Origin of the sequence: Pseudoalteromonas sp. MEBiC 03485, from assembly GCF_004195145.1 — a bacterium.
In the GTDB taxonomy this organism is placed as follows: domain Bacteria; phylum Pseudomonadota; class Gammaproteobacteria; order Enterobacterales; family Alteromonadaceae; genus Pseudoalteromonas; species Pseudoalteromonas apostichopi.
The window spans coordinates 763,781-780,024 of sequence record NZ_SGBT01000002.1 but is presented as its reverse complement, the minus strand read 5'-3'; the positions used below and the strand labels follow the sequence as shown (position 1 = coordinate 780,024).

The following is a 16,244-nucleotide window of genomic DNA, read 5'->3' as shown; positions in this document are numbered from 1 at the left end:
TATCAATAACAGCGTAACGCTATATAAAAACAGATAAGAGAGAATCATGAATATAAAACAATTAAGCGCAGCCATTGGTGTTGCACTCTTTGCAAGTGCAGCGAATGCGGCACCTTCAACACCAACCATCATTTGGGAGCCACAAGAGTACTCATTTGTTGAGGTTGATCTTGAAGGCACAGGTTCATATAAGAGTTTGGTGAACCGTGTTGATGAAGTAACTATCAGCATTGAATGGAACGCATGGAGTGGTGATGGCGGCGACAGCTACAAAGTGTATTTTGATGATATGCTGGTTAATGAAGGTTCGCTTGCCGCAGGCACTAAAAGTGGTGTTATTAGCTTCCCGTATGATAAAGCGGGTCGTCACACAATGTATTTAGAACTATGTGAAGGCGGCACCACCTGTGCTCGCAGTGAAGGTAAGCCAATCGTTATTGCCGACACAGATGGCGGCCATTTAGCGCCATTGCCGATGGATTATGATCCAAACAACCAAGATATCGGCACCAAAGACGGCCTTGTAACCGGTGCCTACTTTGTTGAGTGGGGGATTTATGGCCGTGACTACGATGTAACCAATATTCCAGCGCAAAATCTCAGTCATATCTTATATGGATTTATTCCAATTTGTGGACCTAATGACTCGTTAACAGGTGGCCCTAAAAACGCGCTAAATACCGCATGTGCTGGCTCGCAAGATTTTGAAGTAGTGATCCACGACCCATGGGCAGCGATTCAAAAAGCGCTACCAGGTGTTGATAGTAATGACCCAATTCGTGGTACCTATTCGCAGTTAATGGCGTTAAAGCAGCGTTATCCTGATCTGAAAATTTTACCATCAGTAGGTGGTTGGACTTTATCAGACCCATTTGCTTACTTTACCGATAAAGCAAACCGCGACACGTTTGTGGCATCAATGGAAGAGTTTTTAAGAACGTGGAAGTTCTACGACGGTGTTGATATTGACTGGGAGTTCCCTGGTGGTGATGGTGCTAATCCAAACCTAGGCGACCCAGTTGCTGATGGCCCAGCATACGTAGCGCTGATGCAAGAGCTTCGTGCGATGCTTGACAAACTCGAAGCAGAGACAGGTCGTGAGTATGAGTTAACATCAGCGATTGGTGCAGGTTATGACAAAATTGAAGATGTTGATTATCAAGCCGCTAGTCAGTATATGGATTATATCTTTGCCATGACTTATGACTTTTATGGTGCATGGAGTGGTGTGACGGGCCACCAAACAGCGCTTTATTGTTCATCGCATTTCCGCGTTGGTCAATGCGATGGCACAGGTGTTGATGAGGAAGGTGTTCCATATAAAGGCCCGGCTTACACAACCGACAATGCAGTTCAGTTATTGCTAGCGCAAAACGTACCATCGAAGAAAATTGTGGTAGGTACCGCTATGTATGGTCGTGGTTGGGAAGGCGTTTATCCAACAGGCACAAGTATTGATGGAAATCCAATGACAGCAACAGGGACCGGCCCACTTAAAGGCAGCACTGCGCAGGGCGTTTGGGAAGATGGTGTTATTGATTATAAAGGCATTAAAGCCAATATGATCGGTGCTTCAGGTACTGGAATTAATGGCTTTGAAGTGGGGTATGATCAGCAAGCAAAAGGTGCGTATGTATGGAATCGTTCAACAGGCAAGCTCATTACATATGACAGCCCTGCATCAGTTATTGCTAAAGGTAATTATGTCAATCAGCATAATTTAGGTGGCTTATTTGCATGGGAAATTGATGCTGATAATGGTGATATTCTTAATGCAATGCATGAGGGGTTGGGTGGTACAGTCACTGAGCCTAGCAATAGAGCGCCCGTGCTATCTGTATCAAGCTCCGTATCTGTTAATGCGGGCGAAAGTGTATCTGTGACTGCATCGGCAACTGACGCAGATAACGATCCACTAAGCTTTAGCTGGACAGCTGACAGCGCGTTAACAGTAAGCGGTGAAAATTCAAATACACTTGTTATTACTGCACCATCAGTGACTGCTGATACGCAATACACGGTTGCTGTGAGTGTTAGCGATGGTGAGGCAAGTGTAAGCCGTAACGTTACAGTGAATGTTGTAGCACCAACAACAGGTGAGAACCAAGCACCAGTGGTTGCGGCCATTGCAGATAAAACAGTGGCTGAAGAGGCGAGTGTGGCTGTAGCGGTTTCGGCATCTGATGCTGATGGCGATGCGCTTTCATACAGCTGGACAGTACCAGCAGGCTTAACGTTAGTGGGTTCTGGTGCTGATGTAAGCTTACAAGCGGGCAGCGTTGATGCAGATACTAGTTATGTTGTGTCGGTTTCGGTAAGTGATGGACAAACAGCTACAGCTGTGAGCTTTAATGTCAAAGTGACAGATTCTGGCACAACAACTCCGCCAGGTGGTGAAACTACATGGGATGCAGCGGCTATCTATGTAGGTGGTGATACGGTGACTTATAATGGCGTAGAGTATACTGCTAAGTGGTGGACACAAGGCGACCGCCCTGATTTAGGTGGCCCATGGGAAGCAAGTTCACAACCAACTGACGGTAATGGTGATGTTGTGTGGCAAGCTGCGGGTATCTACAACGGTGGCGATCAAGTCACTCACCAAGGTAATAAATACGAAGCGAAATGGTGGACTCAAGGAGACGAGCCAGGTGTCGCAGATGTATGGAAAGCACTTTAAGTGTAATAACCACATTTAATGCCCATCATTAAAATGTGATTTCCCTTCAAAGCAGCCTTAAGGCTGCTTTTTTGTGGGAGGAAGTTAGCGAGGGGAAAGAGTAAAGTTAGAAATGGGAAAGGCGTTAGGATCTAGGCTCTAAGGGAAAGTTTGCGAGATACGAGCGAATGTTTACGATATGGTTTTACTTTCATGATTACTAACTCCAAACAGGTATCTACTTTTATGCAGTCAGATCATGAAACTTGAAACTCGCCAACAATTAAACCGTTTTCTTTGGCTCAACCGCGAACCACATGATGAAGCCGCACTTTTTGCACGATAACAAAGACGCGCTGTCATTTGCCCAATCTAAATTCAAAAAAGTCATACCTGCGGTATTTAATTGTGCGTGACCTAGCTCGAAGTGATGATGCCCGCAATGAATGCATTTCGCTTTTACGTTGTTTACTTGGTATTCGTCTGATTTTACGGCGCTCATAGCACCTTTAAGGCCCTTGCCTAACTTTGAAATAAATGACATCTGTAACCTATTTATTAATTGAGAAATTTAAGACAACCCATAAAAGAAAAAGAGAATGGTCCTTTTTTGGCTGTACCTTTTTATCATACAATTGTATTTGTAGCTAATCGAAATAAGTAGCCATGACGTGATGTAAAATCGCTGGCTTTTAGTCTTTAGATGTCAGTCCAGCTGTGGGGTTGGTCAGGTCGAGTGTTCTTCTCAGCGATTTAAGCCTTGTAGGAGGTACTTTAGTGCCGAATAGAATCAAACATAATCCATGTAAACCTTTCAAATTTCTTATCTTCAGACACGCGAAACAAGTTTCACGCCTATCTGTAGCAGCGGCTTTATGCCGCGACAATTAAAGCAAGATAACGAGACAATTAAAGCAAGATAACGAGACAAGAAAAAACAAGATAAACGCGATGTAAAATCGCCGCTACAGACTCGTACCTCGTAATTCGTTTCTCGTAACTTTCCCCTTGAAACTCGCTAACTTAAGACATTTCCCGGCTAAAGCCAGTCCTACGGGCAGTCACCTCATACCTCGTAACTTTCCCCTCGTAACTTAAAGCTTGCTAACTTTCTGTTTCTTATTTCATACATTGGTCTTTCAACAATTATCAACCATACTAAAAGAAAGTCAGTTCTAAGTACTTAAACTAAGGTGTGTTGATGGTTTTAAAAGTGCTGTTATTAATTCTTACTGCTTTAATAAGTGCTTCTGCTTTTAGTTGTGAGAAAACCTTAAAGGTAGGCATTAGTCAGCAATGGGCGCCTTATGCATTTACCCAAAATGATCAGCTGACTGGCATTGATATTGATATAGTAAACCTAATACTAAAGGATGCGGGCTTTTGCGCTAAATTCGTTATTATGCCGTCTTCAAAGCGCGGTTTTGCTGAGCTAAAACATGGTAAAATTGATGTGTTGCCAGCTGCTAGCTATAGCAAAGAGCGTGATTCATTTAGCTTCTTTTCAGAGCCTTACCGTAATGAGGTGATGCGGTTATTTTGGTATCCCCATAACCGTTTAGACGCTCTAGACTTAAAAGGGTTACTTGATCATCAGCAAGTAATTTTGACTAATAGCGGTAGTTATTATGGCCCAGAATTTACTCAGTTAGCTCAACAAGCTAAATACAAAGAACAACTCGTTACAGTGGCGTCCTTACGCCAGCGCCTCGCTATGCTAGTTGCTAGGCGAGTCGATTTTTTTGTTGATGATGAATTAGCTGGTTTATATTTAATTCAAAAAAATAAGCTGCGGGGTATCGAAATCTACCCTTATATTGTCCACAATGACAGTGTTCATCTAATGCTTAATGAAATTAACTTGTCAGCAGAAGAAAGAGCAGCTATTGATTCTGCTATTCTAAAAAATCAGCAAGCGATAATCGAAATTACCGCTCGGTATGTAATTAAGTAATTAACCCAAACGAGTAACGCGCAGTTTAATCCGCCCCGCATTCGCCCCATAAAAGCGGTTTAGGTCGTTGGCAAAAGGGCAAAACTCGCCAGATTTAGTAATACGAATATCGGCACCCTCAGCAATCTCAAATAAGTGATCGTCGTTGTTATCGATAGCGCCAATCAGCGCAAACCATTGTGCGTGCGGTAAACGTCTAAATGGCTCTAGCACGGCCATTGGAATTTCTTTCACACCAAGTTGGATATTATCTCGATGCCAGCCTGCTGGACCGCAGCTAATACCATCGTCATACCAGGTTTGTTCAGGATAAGGGGTGAAGCGATAAGTACCGCCTTGCTCCAACATTAAGCCTGTGTGGTTGTACTTTTCGGCACCATACACAAATACATCTTTACTCTCATCAATACTCAGCACCGTCATATTTTGCTTATCAAGCGCAATATGCGGGCTTAATCCCTTAAAATTTAAGCGCGTTTCATCATTATATAGCACATCGTAGTGAAGGCTTTTTAACGACTCTGGACGATAGCTTGTTAGGCGGTTAATACGCTCTGCGACGGTGTAATGAATGGTTGGCGCGAACGTGCTTTGTTCGTTATCAACCAGAACACAGCATTCGCGGTCTACTAGTTTAAACAGGGGGTTAAACCAAAAATAATTTTGCTGATGACTCAGTGCCAGCGGATCAGGGGTAACGGTCACATCATCTTGGGCGATGAGGTTACTGTGCTCTTCAGGTAATAAGGTGTTGTAATTGATATCTGCGCTGGTGAGCAGGTTTAGCGTTACGGTTTGTTCAATAAGCCACTCAATCGCATATCGAAGACAAATGTCGGCTAAACCATCTCGATAGTATCCGCCGCCAACATCTGAATGAGCGCCCGCAAACCAGATCTCTTGAACGTGCGGTGCTTTATTTATAAGTGTCGGTTCAAATGCACGGCGCTTTTCATCGAGAGCAACGCAATGAAGGGCTGCTTTAACATTATTTGCTAGCGTGTAGTTTTCAAAAATAACGTGCTCAGCACCACGGGTTGCCTTAGTTACTTTTGAAAAACCAATAGATGCAACGGTATCAAATACACACAAGTACACATCATCACTAATAAGTGGCTCTAAACACTTGGCAAAGCGTCTTGCTAGCGCTGCACCGCGGCTAAAGCCAGTGAGTAGTATTTTATCGCCAACAGTGTAGTAGCTTTTAAAGTCGCTCAGCGCACGGTTTAAAATGCTGGCAACGTCATCACCTCTAGGCGCAAGTGCTTGGTTAAATAAGCGTCGAAAGCGGCTACCTTGGGTGCCTATGCCCTGATAATAAAAGCTAAGTTGGGTTGGAAATGGTGTTTCGGGTTCGCTATTGAGTGCGCCACCAAAAAGTAAATGAAGTTTAAGAATATTAGAAATACTGGCGTCTTCTTTGAAGTGTGCAGCGCTGAATTGTTCAGCATCACGAGGCTCACTGCCTGTGCCATCAAAGTTGAAAATCAGCGTTTTAGCGGTCATAGCGTCATTCCTTTAGTGGTTTGTATAAACATACTCCCACTTTATGAAAATTAGAAGACAAATATGCGGCGCTTTAATGAAAAATGGGCTTTGATTTTCAAAGCCCATTTATTTGCTATTAATAAAATTAGCCGACCCTGGCTACGGTATGCTTTTGTAAAATTTCTAACAAAATCTCGTAGTCTTTTTCGATTTCGAGTAGCTTAAGTTGAATATCTTTTAGCGTATTGCCCTTACTTGCGGCCAGTACCTCTAGTTCAGTAAAGTGCAGGTGCAATTTGGCTGCGCCCACATCGCCGCAGGTTCCTTTAAGCGCATGGCTGGTGGTTGCAATCGCATGGTAGTCTTTGTCTTTGATTGCTTGTGTTAGCAGCGTTATTTTTTTATGTGAGCTTTCTAAAAACATCTTACTCACTTTGTTTAATAGCACCTCGTTATTCATCAAACGACCGAGGGCAGCTTCGCGATTCCAATGCTGTTTTTCTTCATCGATTAATTCTTCTTGCAGTATAGCGGGCGACTGATTTACCTCAGGCACGGCAATCGTTTTTGGCGCTGTATGATGTTTAGGGTACGTTGATGCAACCCATTTCGCCGTAGTGGTAATCAATTTATCTGCACTGATAGGTTTTGTGATGTAATCGCTCATACCTGCATTTAAGCACTTTTTACGCTCACCGAGCATGGCATTGGCTGTCATGGCAATAATTGGGATCTCGCTATGGTACTCTCCACCAGCCCCTTTGCGTATTTGTGCCGCAGCATCATAGCCATTTAACACGGGCATTTGGCAGTCCATTAACACGCAGTTAAATGGATCGTCTTCAGGTGCACTGGCCAATATTTCAATGGCTTGCTGACCATTCGACGCCATTTCAAAGCGCAGTGCCAAGCTCATTAATGTGCCTTTGGCAACTGCAGCATTTATATCGTTATCATCAACAATGAGCACTTTTGCGCCTGCAATATCAACATCTATGTGAATTTGCGTATCAGTCTCGCGACGAAGTGGTGTTGTGTCTTGAGCAGGCTGCTCTTGTATGAGTCGTTCATCAGCTAGTTTTAATAAAAACTCAGAGATAAGCACAGGTTTAGATAAGCGCATAAAGGTGCAGAATTTAGCTTGCGGTGGTGGTTCGGTTGGGTTTATAAGCACCACTAATTTAAAGGGTAGGCTATGGTCATAGGTATTTTCAGTAAAGCTATCAAGTTTTGCGAGTAACGGATTGCCAGGCTCTAAAATTAGCGTATCAAAGGGCATGTTATCGCTTACCTCAAAGCTTTCTAGGTCAACATTCGTGAGCTGTCCACCGCAATGAGAGATTAGTTTTGTTAAGCTTCGTTCAAGCTCTGGTTGTTTAACTGACACAGCAAATACATTGCCTTTTAAGCGGCTACTTGGTTGGCGTTTTTCTACATTTTGGCTATCCAATTTAATCGTAAATGTAAAAGTACTACCCTTGTCCTTCGTTGATTCAAAGGATATGTGCCCATTGAGTAAACTGGCTAGTTGCTTACATATTGATAAACCAAGTCCAGTGCCGCCATATTGTGAAGCAACACTATTATCGGCTTGGGTAAAAGCACTAAACAATTTATTTTGGTGTTCAGGCGCAATACCAATTCCGGTATCTTGAACTGTGCAGCATAGCTCAACGTTATCATCGCTAAGTCGTTTGCTTGTGGCGGTAAATTTTATAAAACCTGTTTTAGTAAATTTAATCGCGTTATTAATTAAATTGGTAATCACTTGTGAGTAGCGATGAGGGTCTGTAACAATCGAGCTGTACTCAACATCGGCAATATCTAAAATAAATTCAAGGTTTTTCTCTTGTGCTTTAACAGCCATGCTGCCACTTAAGCTTTCAAAAAACTTAATAGGATTAAACGCTTTTTTGTCCAAGTCGAGTTTGCCAGCCTCAATTTTTGATAAATCAAGAATGTCGTTAATAAGTACGTTCAAGCTATTAACGCTTACCTCTGTCATTTCTAAATAATGCTGTTGTTGATTACTTAGTGACTCTCGTTTTATTAAATTGAGTGTGCCAATAACACCGTTTAGTGGTGTTCGCATCTCATGACTGATATTTGATATAAAAGCGCTTTTAACTTGGCTGGCTTTTTCTAGCTGGGCAGTTCTTTGTGCGACTTTAATTTCGAGTTCGTTATTTATTTGCTTAATTTTGTCGCTCGCTTGCTTTTCAACGGTAGTGTCGCGAATGAGGATGGCTGTGCCGTTGTGTTGATGATGTTCATCAAAGATAGCTGAAAAAGCGAGTGCTAAATGAGTCGTGTGTTGATTGCTTTGCTGATAGTCGACTTCAATTTCATGTTGCTTTCGTCGGCTTTTAACCTCGTTACATACCTCTTTAATGTTAATATTTGGAAATAGATTCAGTTTGTTTATATCTGCCCCTAAGACTTGTTCACGTTGAAAACCAAACAATTCAGTGGCTGCTTTATTCCAACTAGACACCAGACCGATATCACTTATTGCAATAATGGCATCTTTTGAGCCGCTAATAATGGCTGAAGATACCGCTCTTGCCTCGGCAAGCTCGCGGTTACGCTTTAAATTTCGATGCAAAAATCCAAGTACAAACACCAAAAAAGCAGATACGCCTAACAAAAATGCATAAGTGCTGATCCTCTGTTCGCGTTCCATCGCATTTATTTCAGAATGAGGAAGCATAATGTGGGCATCTATAAACCCTGTTTCTAAATCTCCAGTAAATGGAATGCGTTTACTTAATGCTTGGTATTGTTGCCCGCTTGCAAGGTTAGAGCTAATGCTGAGTATATTTTCTAGATAGGCGGGTTCAGATTTATACACTGAGTCCCAGCGTTTGTTTGGTGCTAAGTCGCGACTAAAGCGTAAGTCTTCATTTGGGTGTACTAAAAAGTAGCCTTCGCTGTCTGTTAGGATCAATGAGTTTGGTGCTTGTACCATCGCATTAAGAGATGCAAATAGGTGAGAGGTGTTAATGTTTGCAATAATCAGCCCATAGCGCTGCATATTTTCATCAAAAATGGGTAAGGCAATACGTAGCATAGGTTTATAAGGATAGTCGAGCTTTCCATATTCACGGTTGAGTGTTATTGCTGATAAATACATATCACCCTGTGGTAATTGCGAACTTTGCTGATAATAGTCACGGCCACTTTTATCCTGTAACTGATTATCAGCTTTTACAACTATGCCACCGGCAGCTCTGTCTACTCTGATCAGTTCTTGTCCTGCTTGTTGCGTACTGATGATACGTAATTGCTCGAACTCAGCGTTGGATTGTAAAAACGCGACAAATATCGTTTCTAAACGTTTTTTCCATTGCTTTGAGGTGGTGCTATCTAGCGGATCATTGCCATCGTTCGCAGCGGCTCTTGCAAGCCCTGCTATGGGTGGGGTGGAGTATAAAAACTGTAAATCGTTTTTGTATTTATTAATACTCTCATTTATCTGCACATCTACGGTAGCGCTTGATTCTCTCAGTCGTTCAGCAACACTGTTATTAATATTTTTATGAAGTTGTAGCTCGAAAAAGAAGATTGCTGAGCACATAATGGCGCCGATAAAAGCAATCGCTAATGGCACTAAAAAGCGTCCTTCAGAGGTTGTTGCTTTTTTCTGGTGTAATACTTCGTAATCCATGGTTTAGCCCTCCATACCGAAAACGTGAGTCGACAGTAAGGTTTGGTTTAGCTTAAAAACTAAAACTGGGTTCAGCAAGTATGCAAACACAGCGGTTTCTCCCTTGATGCTTGGCTTGATAGAGCGCTTTGTCGGCACAGCGAATTAGCTCGTCAGTGTCGATGGCTTCATGCCCAGGAAATGTTGCGCTACCAATACTAATAGAGAGTACTCCAGAGGTTGCATGTGGGTGTTCAATATTTAGTTCACGAATGTTTGCCAAAAGCTTATGAGCAATAAATTGTGCCCCTTGAATATCGGTGTCTGGCAATACACATAAAAATTCTTCACCGCCATAACGAATAGTAGTATCGGTTGGGCGGTTAACACTTTTTTTGATTTCATCAGCAACACGTTTTAGGCATTCGTCACCTTGTTGATGACCAAAAGAGTCGTTGTATTGTTTAAAGTAATCAATATCGAGCATTAATACTGAAAGGGCATTATCGTTTCTGACGGCTAAACGAATGTTTTGATCAAGGGTGTTTTGTAAAAATCGTCGATTGTTTAAACCTGTTAGGCTGTCGTGCTCACAAAGACTTTTGAGTAAGTCGGCTTGTTTTTTTAAGGTCAAATGTGCTTTTACGCGATTAAGTAATGTGGCGCCATAAACCGGTTTTGATACAAAATCGACGGCGCCTGCTTGCCAGCACCTATTTTGGTCATCTTGATCCATAATGGCGGTGATAAAAATCACCGGAATATCGTTGTACTGGGAGTGTTTTTTTAATAGCTTGCAAACATCTAGACCGCTCATGGAGCCAAGCATCACGTCAAGCAGTATTAAATCAGGTTTTAGGGTTTCGCACAGGTGCAGCACGTTTTCACCGCAATCTGTGGTGTGCGTTTTATAGAAGGGCGCGAGCAAACTTTCTATTACGGTTGTATTAATTGGTTCATCATCAACAATCAAAATAACAGAATCATTTAGCTTTAAATCTGTGCGACTAGCTACCGGTTGCAAACTATTCCCTCCACGCGATGAATAAAGCATAGACTGGATTCTGGGATTTTCTACAACTTAATAATTAAAAAAAAGTTATTTTTTTTGGCGAGACTGGTGAGATAGGACTAGAGTTTTTTTAGGTATAGATTCTGAGGGCGATGGATATGCTTTTTTCTCATCATAATAATTCACACAACAAAGTGCTTGTTGTTGATGATGAGCCAACTAGTTTATTAATAATGGCGGAGTCGCTGAGCGATCTTGGTGAAATTGTTTGTTGTGATAATGGCGCTCAAGCCATTGAAAAAGCCGCTTTCTTTCAGCCCGATGTGATTTTGCTCGACATTGAAATGCCCGGCATGAATGGCTTTGAAGTATGTCAAAAGCTTAAAAACAACCCTAAAACCGCACAAAGTCATGTGATTTTTGTCACCTCTCATAATGAGCAAATTTTTGAATATCAGAGTTTTGCAAGCGGCGGAATTGATCTTATTCATAAACCCGTTGATTTAAATATTTGCCGGCTCAGAGTGCAAAATCAATTAAAGCTTAAACACCAAGAAGCACAAATACTGGCTGCAAAAAATGATATTTCGACACTCGTTGCGCAAGTACCTGTGTATATATCTTACTGGTCAAATACAGAGGAAAACCTCTTTAGTAATGATGAAACCGCCCATTGGTTTTCAAAAAGCAGCGAGCAAATGTTAGGTTGTTTCGCCAAAGATGTATTACCCGATGAATTATATGAGGCTTTTCATCGCTGCTTAACTGAAGGAATTGAGCAAGAAGTTTTAAATATTCAGTTGCCCAGCCCTCGCAATAGAATTGAATATGTTCGAGCGCAAATAAATTTAAGAATAAAAGAGCATGAAGTTGTAGGTGTTATTCTTACTCTTTCGGACATCACTTCAATTACTCATACAAAAAAACTACTATCGAATGAATCTGAACGCTTACGGGTTATGCTTAATTCTATTGGTGATGCCGTAATTGCTACGGATAATAATGCAATTATTAACTTTATGAACCCCATTGCTGAGCGATTAACAGGTTGGCACGTTGAAGAGGCAAAAGGGCGCCATATTGAAGAGGTAATGAAGCTCGTTGATGCAACATCGAACAAAACACTCGTCAATCCTATATCTGTTGCTTTAAAAGAGCAGCGTATAGTTGCCATGGCGTTAAATAGTCAATTAACTGGGCTTGATGGGCGAGTTTATAGGGTCGAAGATTCAGCTGCGCCAATACGTGATGTTGAGGGTAACATTATCGGCGGTATTATTGTGTTTCATGATGTCAGTGAATCAATCGCGATGGCTGTGAAAATGAGTCATTTAGCAAATCATGACTTGCTAACAGATTTGCCTAATCGGGTGTTATTACACGACAGGGTCACTCATGCTTGTAAGGTTGCAAGTAGCATGAATAAGAATGTAGCGTTAATGCTGATTGATATCGACCACTTTAAGTACTTAAACGACACTTTAGGGCATCACCAAGGTGACTTAATCATAAAAGATGTTGCAAAGCGGCTTGAGTCTTTAATTGATCTCAATACGACATTGGCAAGAATTGGTGGTGATGAATTTGTCATCTTATTACCCGATGTAAAGAGCGCCTCTGTAGTTGATGCCATTGCCAGCGATATTATTAACACCATGAATGAGCCATTTCGTATTGATAGCCAAGAGTATACTTTATCGGTTAGTGTGGGTGTGAGTGTTAACCCTGCGGACTCCACTCAAGCAGAAGAGATGATGACTCATGCAGATGCAGCAATGTACCGTGCTAAAGAGCAGGGACGTAACCGTTTTTGCTATTACTCCGATGACTTAGAGTATCAATTTAAGCAGCGTCAAAGCGTTGAAAAGCTGTTAAGAAATGCTATTGAGCAAGATAAAATAGAGGTGTTTTATCAGCCGAAACTAGAGCTCGCAACCCGGAAGATCATGGGGGTCGAAGCTTTAGTACGACTTCGAGATAACGACAATAAGCTTATTTCACCACTGGATTTTATACCCCTTGCTGAAGAAACCGGACTTATTCATGCCTTGGGTAAATCGGTGCTTAAGCAAAGCTGTAAAGCGGCTAAAGAGTGGGCCGATAAAGGGCATAAAATCAAGGTTGCCGTAAACATTGCTGCAAAACAGTTTACCGATGGTAATTTTTGTAATCTAGTTGCTGACACCATTGAACAAGCGGGGCTTGCCAGTGAACTGTTAGAGCTTGAAGTAACCGAAAGCGCGTTGATGCATGATTTTGATGAAATAAAAGTCATGCTTAATAAGCTCGCTGACTTGGGGTTAACTATTGCTATAGATGACTTTGGTACGGGTTATTCAAGTTTGTCTTATCTAAAGCTTTTTCCTGTCGATGTACTCAAAATAGATCAATCTTTTGTGAGAGATATGCTCAATGATACGCAAAGTATGGACATTGTTAGAACGATCACCAGCTTAGCGCATACTTTGAATTTACAAATAGTGGCTGAAGGTATTGAAGAAAAACAGCATTTAAATAGTTTAATCGACTTAGGCTGTGAGTTTGGGCAGGGGTACTATTTTCATAAGCCCATGCCCAAAGAAGAGTTTGATAAGCTATTAGGTTAAGCCATGGTGTGGCTGTAAAGGATGCCACAGCCGATAAAGATAAGTGCAACACCGCCGATTGCTTCGGCTTTTTTGCCAACCCAGCCACTCATTACGTTACCAAGTAGTGCGCCTATGGTAACCATAATTGTGGTTGCTAGGCCTATCATGGCGGCAGCTAAGTAAATATTTACTTTCATGAAAGCAAGGCTGATACCGACTGTCATCGCATCTATACTGGTACCAACGGCGGTTAACACAGTAGCAATAAAAGAGCGCTTACTATTAGGAGCAAGTTCCTCTTCATTATCGTCATCTTTACGACTTTCAAGTAACATATGAATGCCTAGACCCACTAACAGCACAAAGGCAATCCAGTGATCAAACGCTTCAACGTAATCAGCACCGGCACTGCCAATCAGCCAGCCAACAATCGGTGCAATGGCTTCGATACAGCCAAACAATAAACCAAGCTTGATTGCACTTAAAACGCGAGGATTTTTAAGCGTACTGCCTTTAGTGATTGAAGCTGCAAAAGCATCAGTCGACATTGCAAGCGATAAAACGCTTAGCGTAATAATATTCAATTTTTTGCGCCCCACAAAAAGTGCGTATTATACGCGGCTGAGCCGTAAACAGATAGGTTAATTTACGGCTCGAATAGGTAAAGGGGAGCTTAATAAGCGCTGTACTGGTAGTGATTCATTTGAGTGCCATCCTTAGGGGCAAGCTTTGGCTCAAGTTTAATAAGCTCTTTATAGACATTAGGCGTAAACACTTTAAGTCGCTTAGCACGACGAAAGTGATTAGGCTCATATTGGCTAACTAGTTTTAATGCACTTGGCATATAGTCAGCGAGGGTTTGCGTGTTGTAACTTTGCTCAAGTGCTTGGTCAAGGATATCAAGCCCAGGTTTAGAAAAATCATGCGCAACTGCAAGGCTTATTAAAAACTCAACTGCTGCATTTGAATGCATACTTGCATAAAAATACATATCGTTGTTTTTCATGTCTTTTAATGAAAAATCAAAGCCGTTATCAGCTAATGTTTGCCATTGTGCTAATGGTAAATCAGTAAATGAATAAAGAGTTTCTGGTGGCGTTGGATCTATTCTGTTTTGCCAAATAGACGTCAATTGTTGACTATCTTCTATCGTTGCTGCAAGCAACATATTTGTCTGATGGGTACTAAGTTTTGCAGTTTGTGTAATAGTTGCTACCGTATTAAAGTCTTTTTCAATAATCGCTTCCCTAAAGGCTAAATACTGAATCGATGTTTGATGTTTATATTCATTCGAATGCAAAAATTGCCAATTATGAACCTGTACAGGGTCGATTGCCTGAAGGGTGTCGGGTGTCAGTGAACTTTGCTGGACTTCAAGCTTTTCTATTTCTTTGAGTGCCTGAGAACGTGTTTTTATTGCCTCAAGTGAATTGATCCGCTGATCTATCGTTTCACACTCAGGAGTTATTTTTTTGGCTTGCTGTTTATGTAGCTCATATGCACTGAGTGCTTTAGATATTGCAGAGTTATCTTTATCTTTACGCTTAAATGCTTGGCTACTTGGAATTAGCGTTATATCTTTTAACTCAGTAAAAGCATCATTAGCAACTTGGTCGCCAACGAATAAAAGACTACTCGGTAAAAATGAAGATTTAAGCATCAGTAGCTTATCGTTTGGTGTGTCGCGCACAAGCTCGCCGTGAGCTCGATAACCTTTATTTTTTAGATAACTTAGTGTTTCTAAGTGTTTGCTCTCTAGTGGCTTCACTTCGCTATTTGAGCTGCCTTTTAGGTTTACAATGGCAATATCCATCGCCGTAAATACATTTGGCTGATTAGTTGGCTCAATACCTCGCTCACTTAATAACTTTAAAATTGGTACATTAAATTCACTAACGGCTACATCAGCAAGGTTTAAATACAGTTGTTCATCCATAAAGTCATCACTCATTGCTGTAGGCGAGCCGCCTAGCTGTGCAGTTTGAGAGATCAGTGCTGTTAAATACTCATTAGGTAAGTTGCTTTTTAAAGCGACAGCAATGTCGTTAACAGTAAACTCTTTGCTGGATATTGCGTTTTCAAATTCAGTTAAGCTAAGCGCATGAGCATTAACAAGAAACAAAACAGATGGCGAAATGAGTCGTGATGGACCGATTTTAAACGGTGTTTTTAAATAGGTATTAAAGTCATCATTGTTATCCAATAGTTTGTACAGTGCTGTTTTGTTTACTTGCTCAGGTAATGGAACATTAAACATCATTGAGCCAGTATTTTGACTAAGGGGTCCATTAATTACCGTTAGTTGGTTGATTGTATCAGTATTAAAAGCCTCAATTATTTCAATCCCTTGCCAGCTTTTTAAGATACTTACTGATGCGGCATATTGAAATTGTTCTTCAGCATTCTCTTTGAGTGCATTAATAAGCAAAGTCTCAAATGAACGGTAAGATATTTTGACAAGTTCTGAATAACTTAAAATATCCTTAAGGGATTGACCGTCTTTTAGAGCTTGTTTAAGTGCAGCTTCGATTTGGCTATGATCAGCCGCTGCTTGAGTGGCTTTTAAACTTTGTTGCTTACACTGGCGTTTGGCTAGCTTGAGCTTAGCCAGCTTTGTTGCTTTACTATTTGGCTGGCTTGATGGTTCAAAGAGGCTAGTAGCTTTCTCTTGTTCAGCTACAGTACCAGTAGATGTTGAAACTTTATTGTTTATAGCTGCGATGGGAGTGGGTTTATCTAATGTCAGGTAGGTCCCAAAGGCACAAAGCCCTGCAAAAACGGTTAGCGAAATACCTTTTTTCATATTCAATCCGTGGATTTATCTTGCGTGAAGTGTATGGCTTCATAGTTTGATGTCAATGACTTGGGGACAAACTGCATAAATAGCCGACAAACAA

The 16,244-nt window shown here is 41.4% G+C and carries 9 protein-coding genes; 3 read left to right on the top strand and 6 right to left on the bottom strand.

Annotated features, from left to right (window positions below; all coding sequences use genetic code 11):
* The first annotated feature begins 46 nt into the window (after positions 1-46).
* The gene (locus EVU92_RS20175) at positions 47-2,680 is read left to right on the top strand and encodes a glycosyl hydrolase family 18 protein (RefSeq protein WP_130052934.1); all 2,634 of its coding nucleotides are present in this window, start codon (positions 47-49) and stop codon (positions 2,678-2,680) included.
* A gap of 262 nt (positions 2,681-2,942) precedes the next feature.
* Here EVU92_RS20175 and EVU92_RS20170 read toward each other — a convergent pair whose 3' ends face one another.
* Entirely contained in the window at positions 2,943-3,203 is a 261-nt protein-coding gene (locus EVU92_RS20170; protein ID WP_130052933.1) for a zinc ribbon domain-containing protein, read from the bottom strand.
* 657 nt (positions 3,204-3,860) lie between these two features.
* Here EVU92_RS20170 and EVU92_RS20165 point away from each other — a divergent pair.
* Positions 3,861-4,613: a transporter substrate-binding domain-containing protein gene (locus EVU92_RS20165; protein WP_130052932.1), complete on the top strand. Its 753-nt coding sequence runs from the start codon at positions 3,861-3,863 to the stop codon at positions 4,611-4,613.
* Here EVU92_RS20165 and EVU92_RS20160 read toward each other — a convergent pair whose 3' ends face one another.
* From EVU92_RS20160 to EVU92_RS20150, 3 genes are all read right to left on the bottom strand, one after another.
* Positions 4,614-6,119: a DUF2235 domain-containing protein gene (locus EVU92_RS20160; protein ID WP_130052931.1), complete on the bottom strand. Its 1,506-nt coding sequence runs from the start codon at positions 6,117-6,119 to the stop codon at positions 4,614-4,616.
* Between the two features lie 127 nt (positions 6,120-6,246).
* Complete coding sequence (locus tag EVU92_RS20155) at positions 6,247-9,768, bottom strand: ATP-binding protein (RefSeq protein ID WP_130052930.1); 3,522 nt, start codon at positions 9,766-9,768, stop codon at positions 6,247-6,249.
* A gap of 52 nt (positions 9,769-9,820) precedes the next feature.
* A complete protein-coding gene (locus tag EVU92_RS20150) occupies positions 9,821-10,771 on the bottom strand; it encodes a diguanylate cyclase (RefSeq protein WP_239977215.1) in 951 nt (316 codons plus the stop codon).
* 146 nt (positions 10,772-10,917) lie between these two features.
* Here EVU92_RS20150 and EVU92_RS20145 point away from each other — a divergent pair, with 146 nt between their 5' ends.
* On the top strand, positions 10,918-13,365 hold the full coding sequence (locus EVU92_RS20145) for an EAL domain-containing protein (RefSeq protein WP_130052928.1): 2,448 nt from the start codon (positions 10,918-10,920) through the stop codon (positions 13,363-13,365).
* On the opposite strand, the gene EVU92_RS20140 is transcribed toward EVU92_RS20145, so the two are convergent.
* Both EVU92_RS20140 and EVU92_RS20135 read right to left on the bottom strand, forming a co-directional pair.
* Positions 13,362-13,931, bottom strand: a complete 570-nt coding sequence (locus EVU92_RS20140; RefSeq protein ID WP_130052927.1) for a manganese efflux pump MntP family protein — start codon at positions 13,929-13,931, stop codon at positions 13,362-13,364. The genes EVU92_RS20145 and EVU92_RS20140 overlap by 4 nt on opposite strands.
* A gap of 89 nt (positions 13,932-14,020) precedes the next feature.
* A complete protein-coding gene (locus tag EVU92_RS20135; protein ID WP_130052926.1) occupies positions 14,021-16,150 on the bottom strand; it encodes a hypothetical protein in 2,130 nt (709 codons plus the stop codon).
* Between the last annotated feature and the right edge of the window lie 94 nt (positions 16,151-16,244).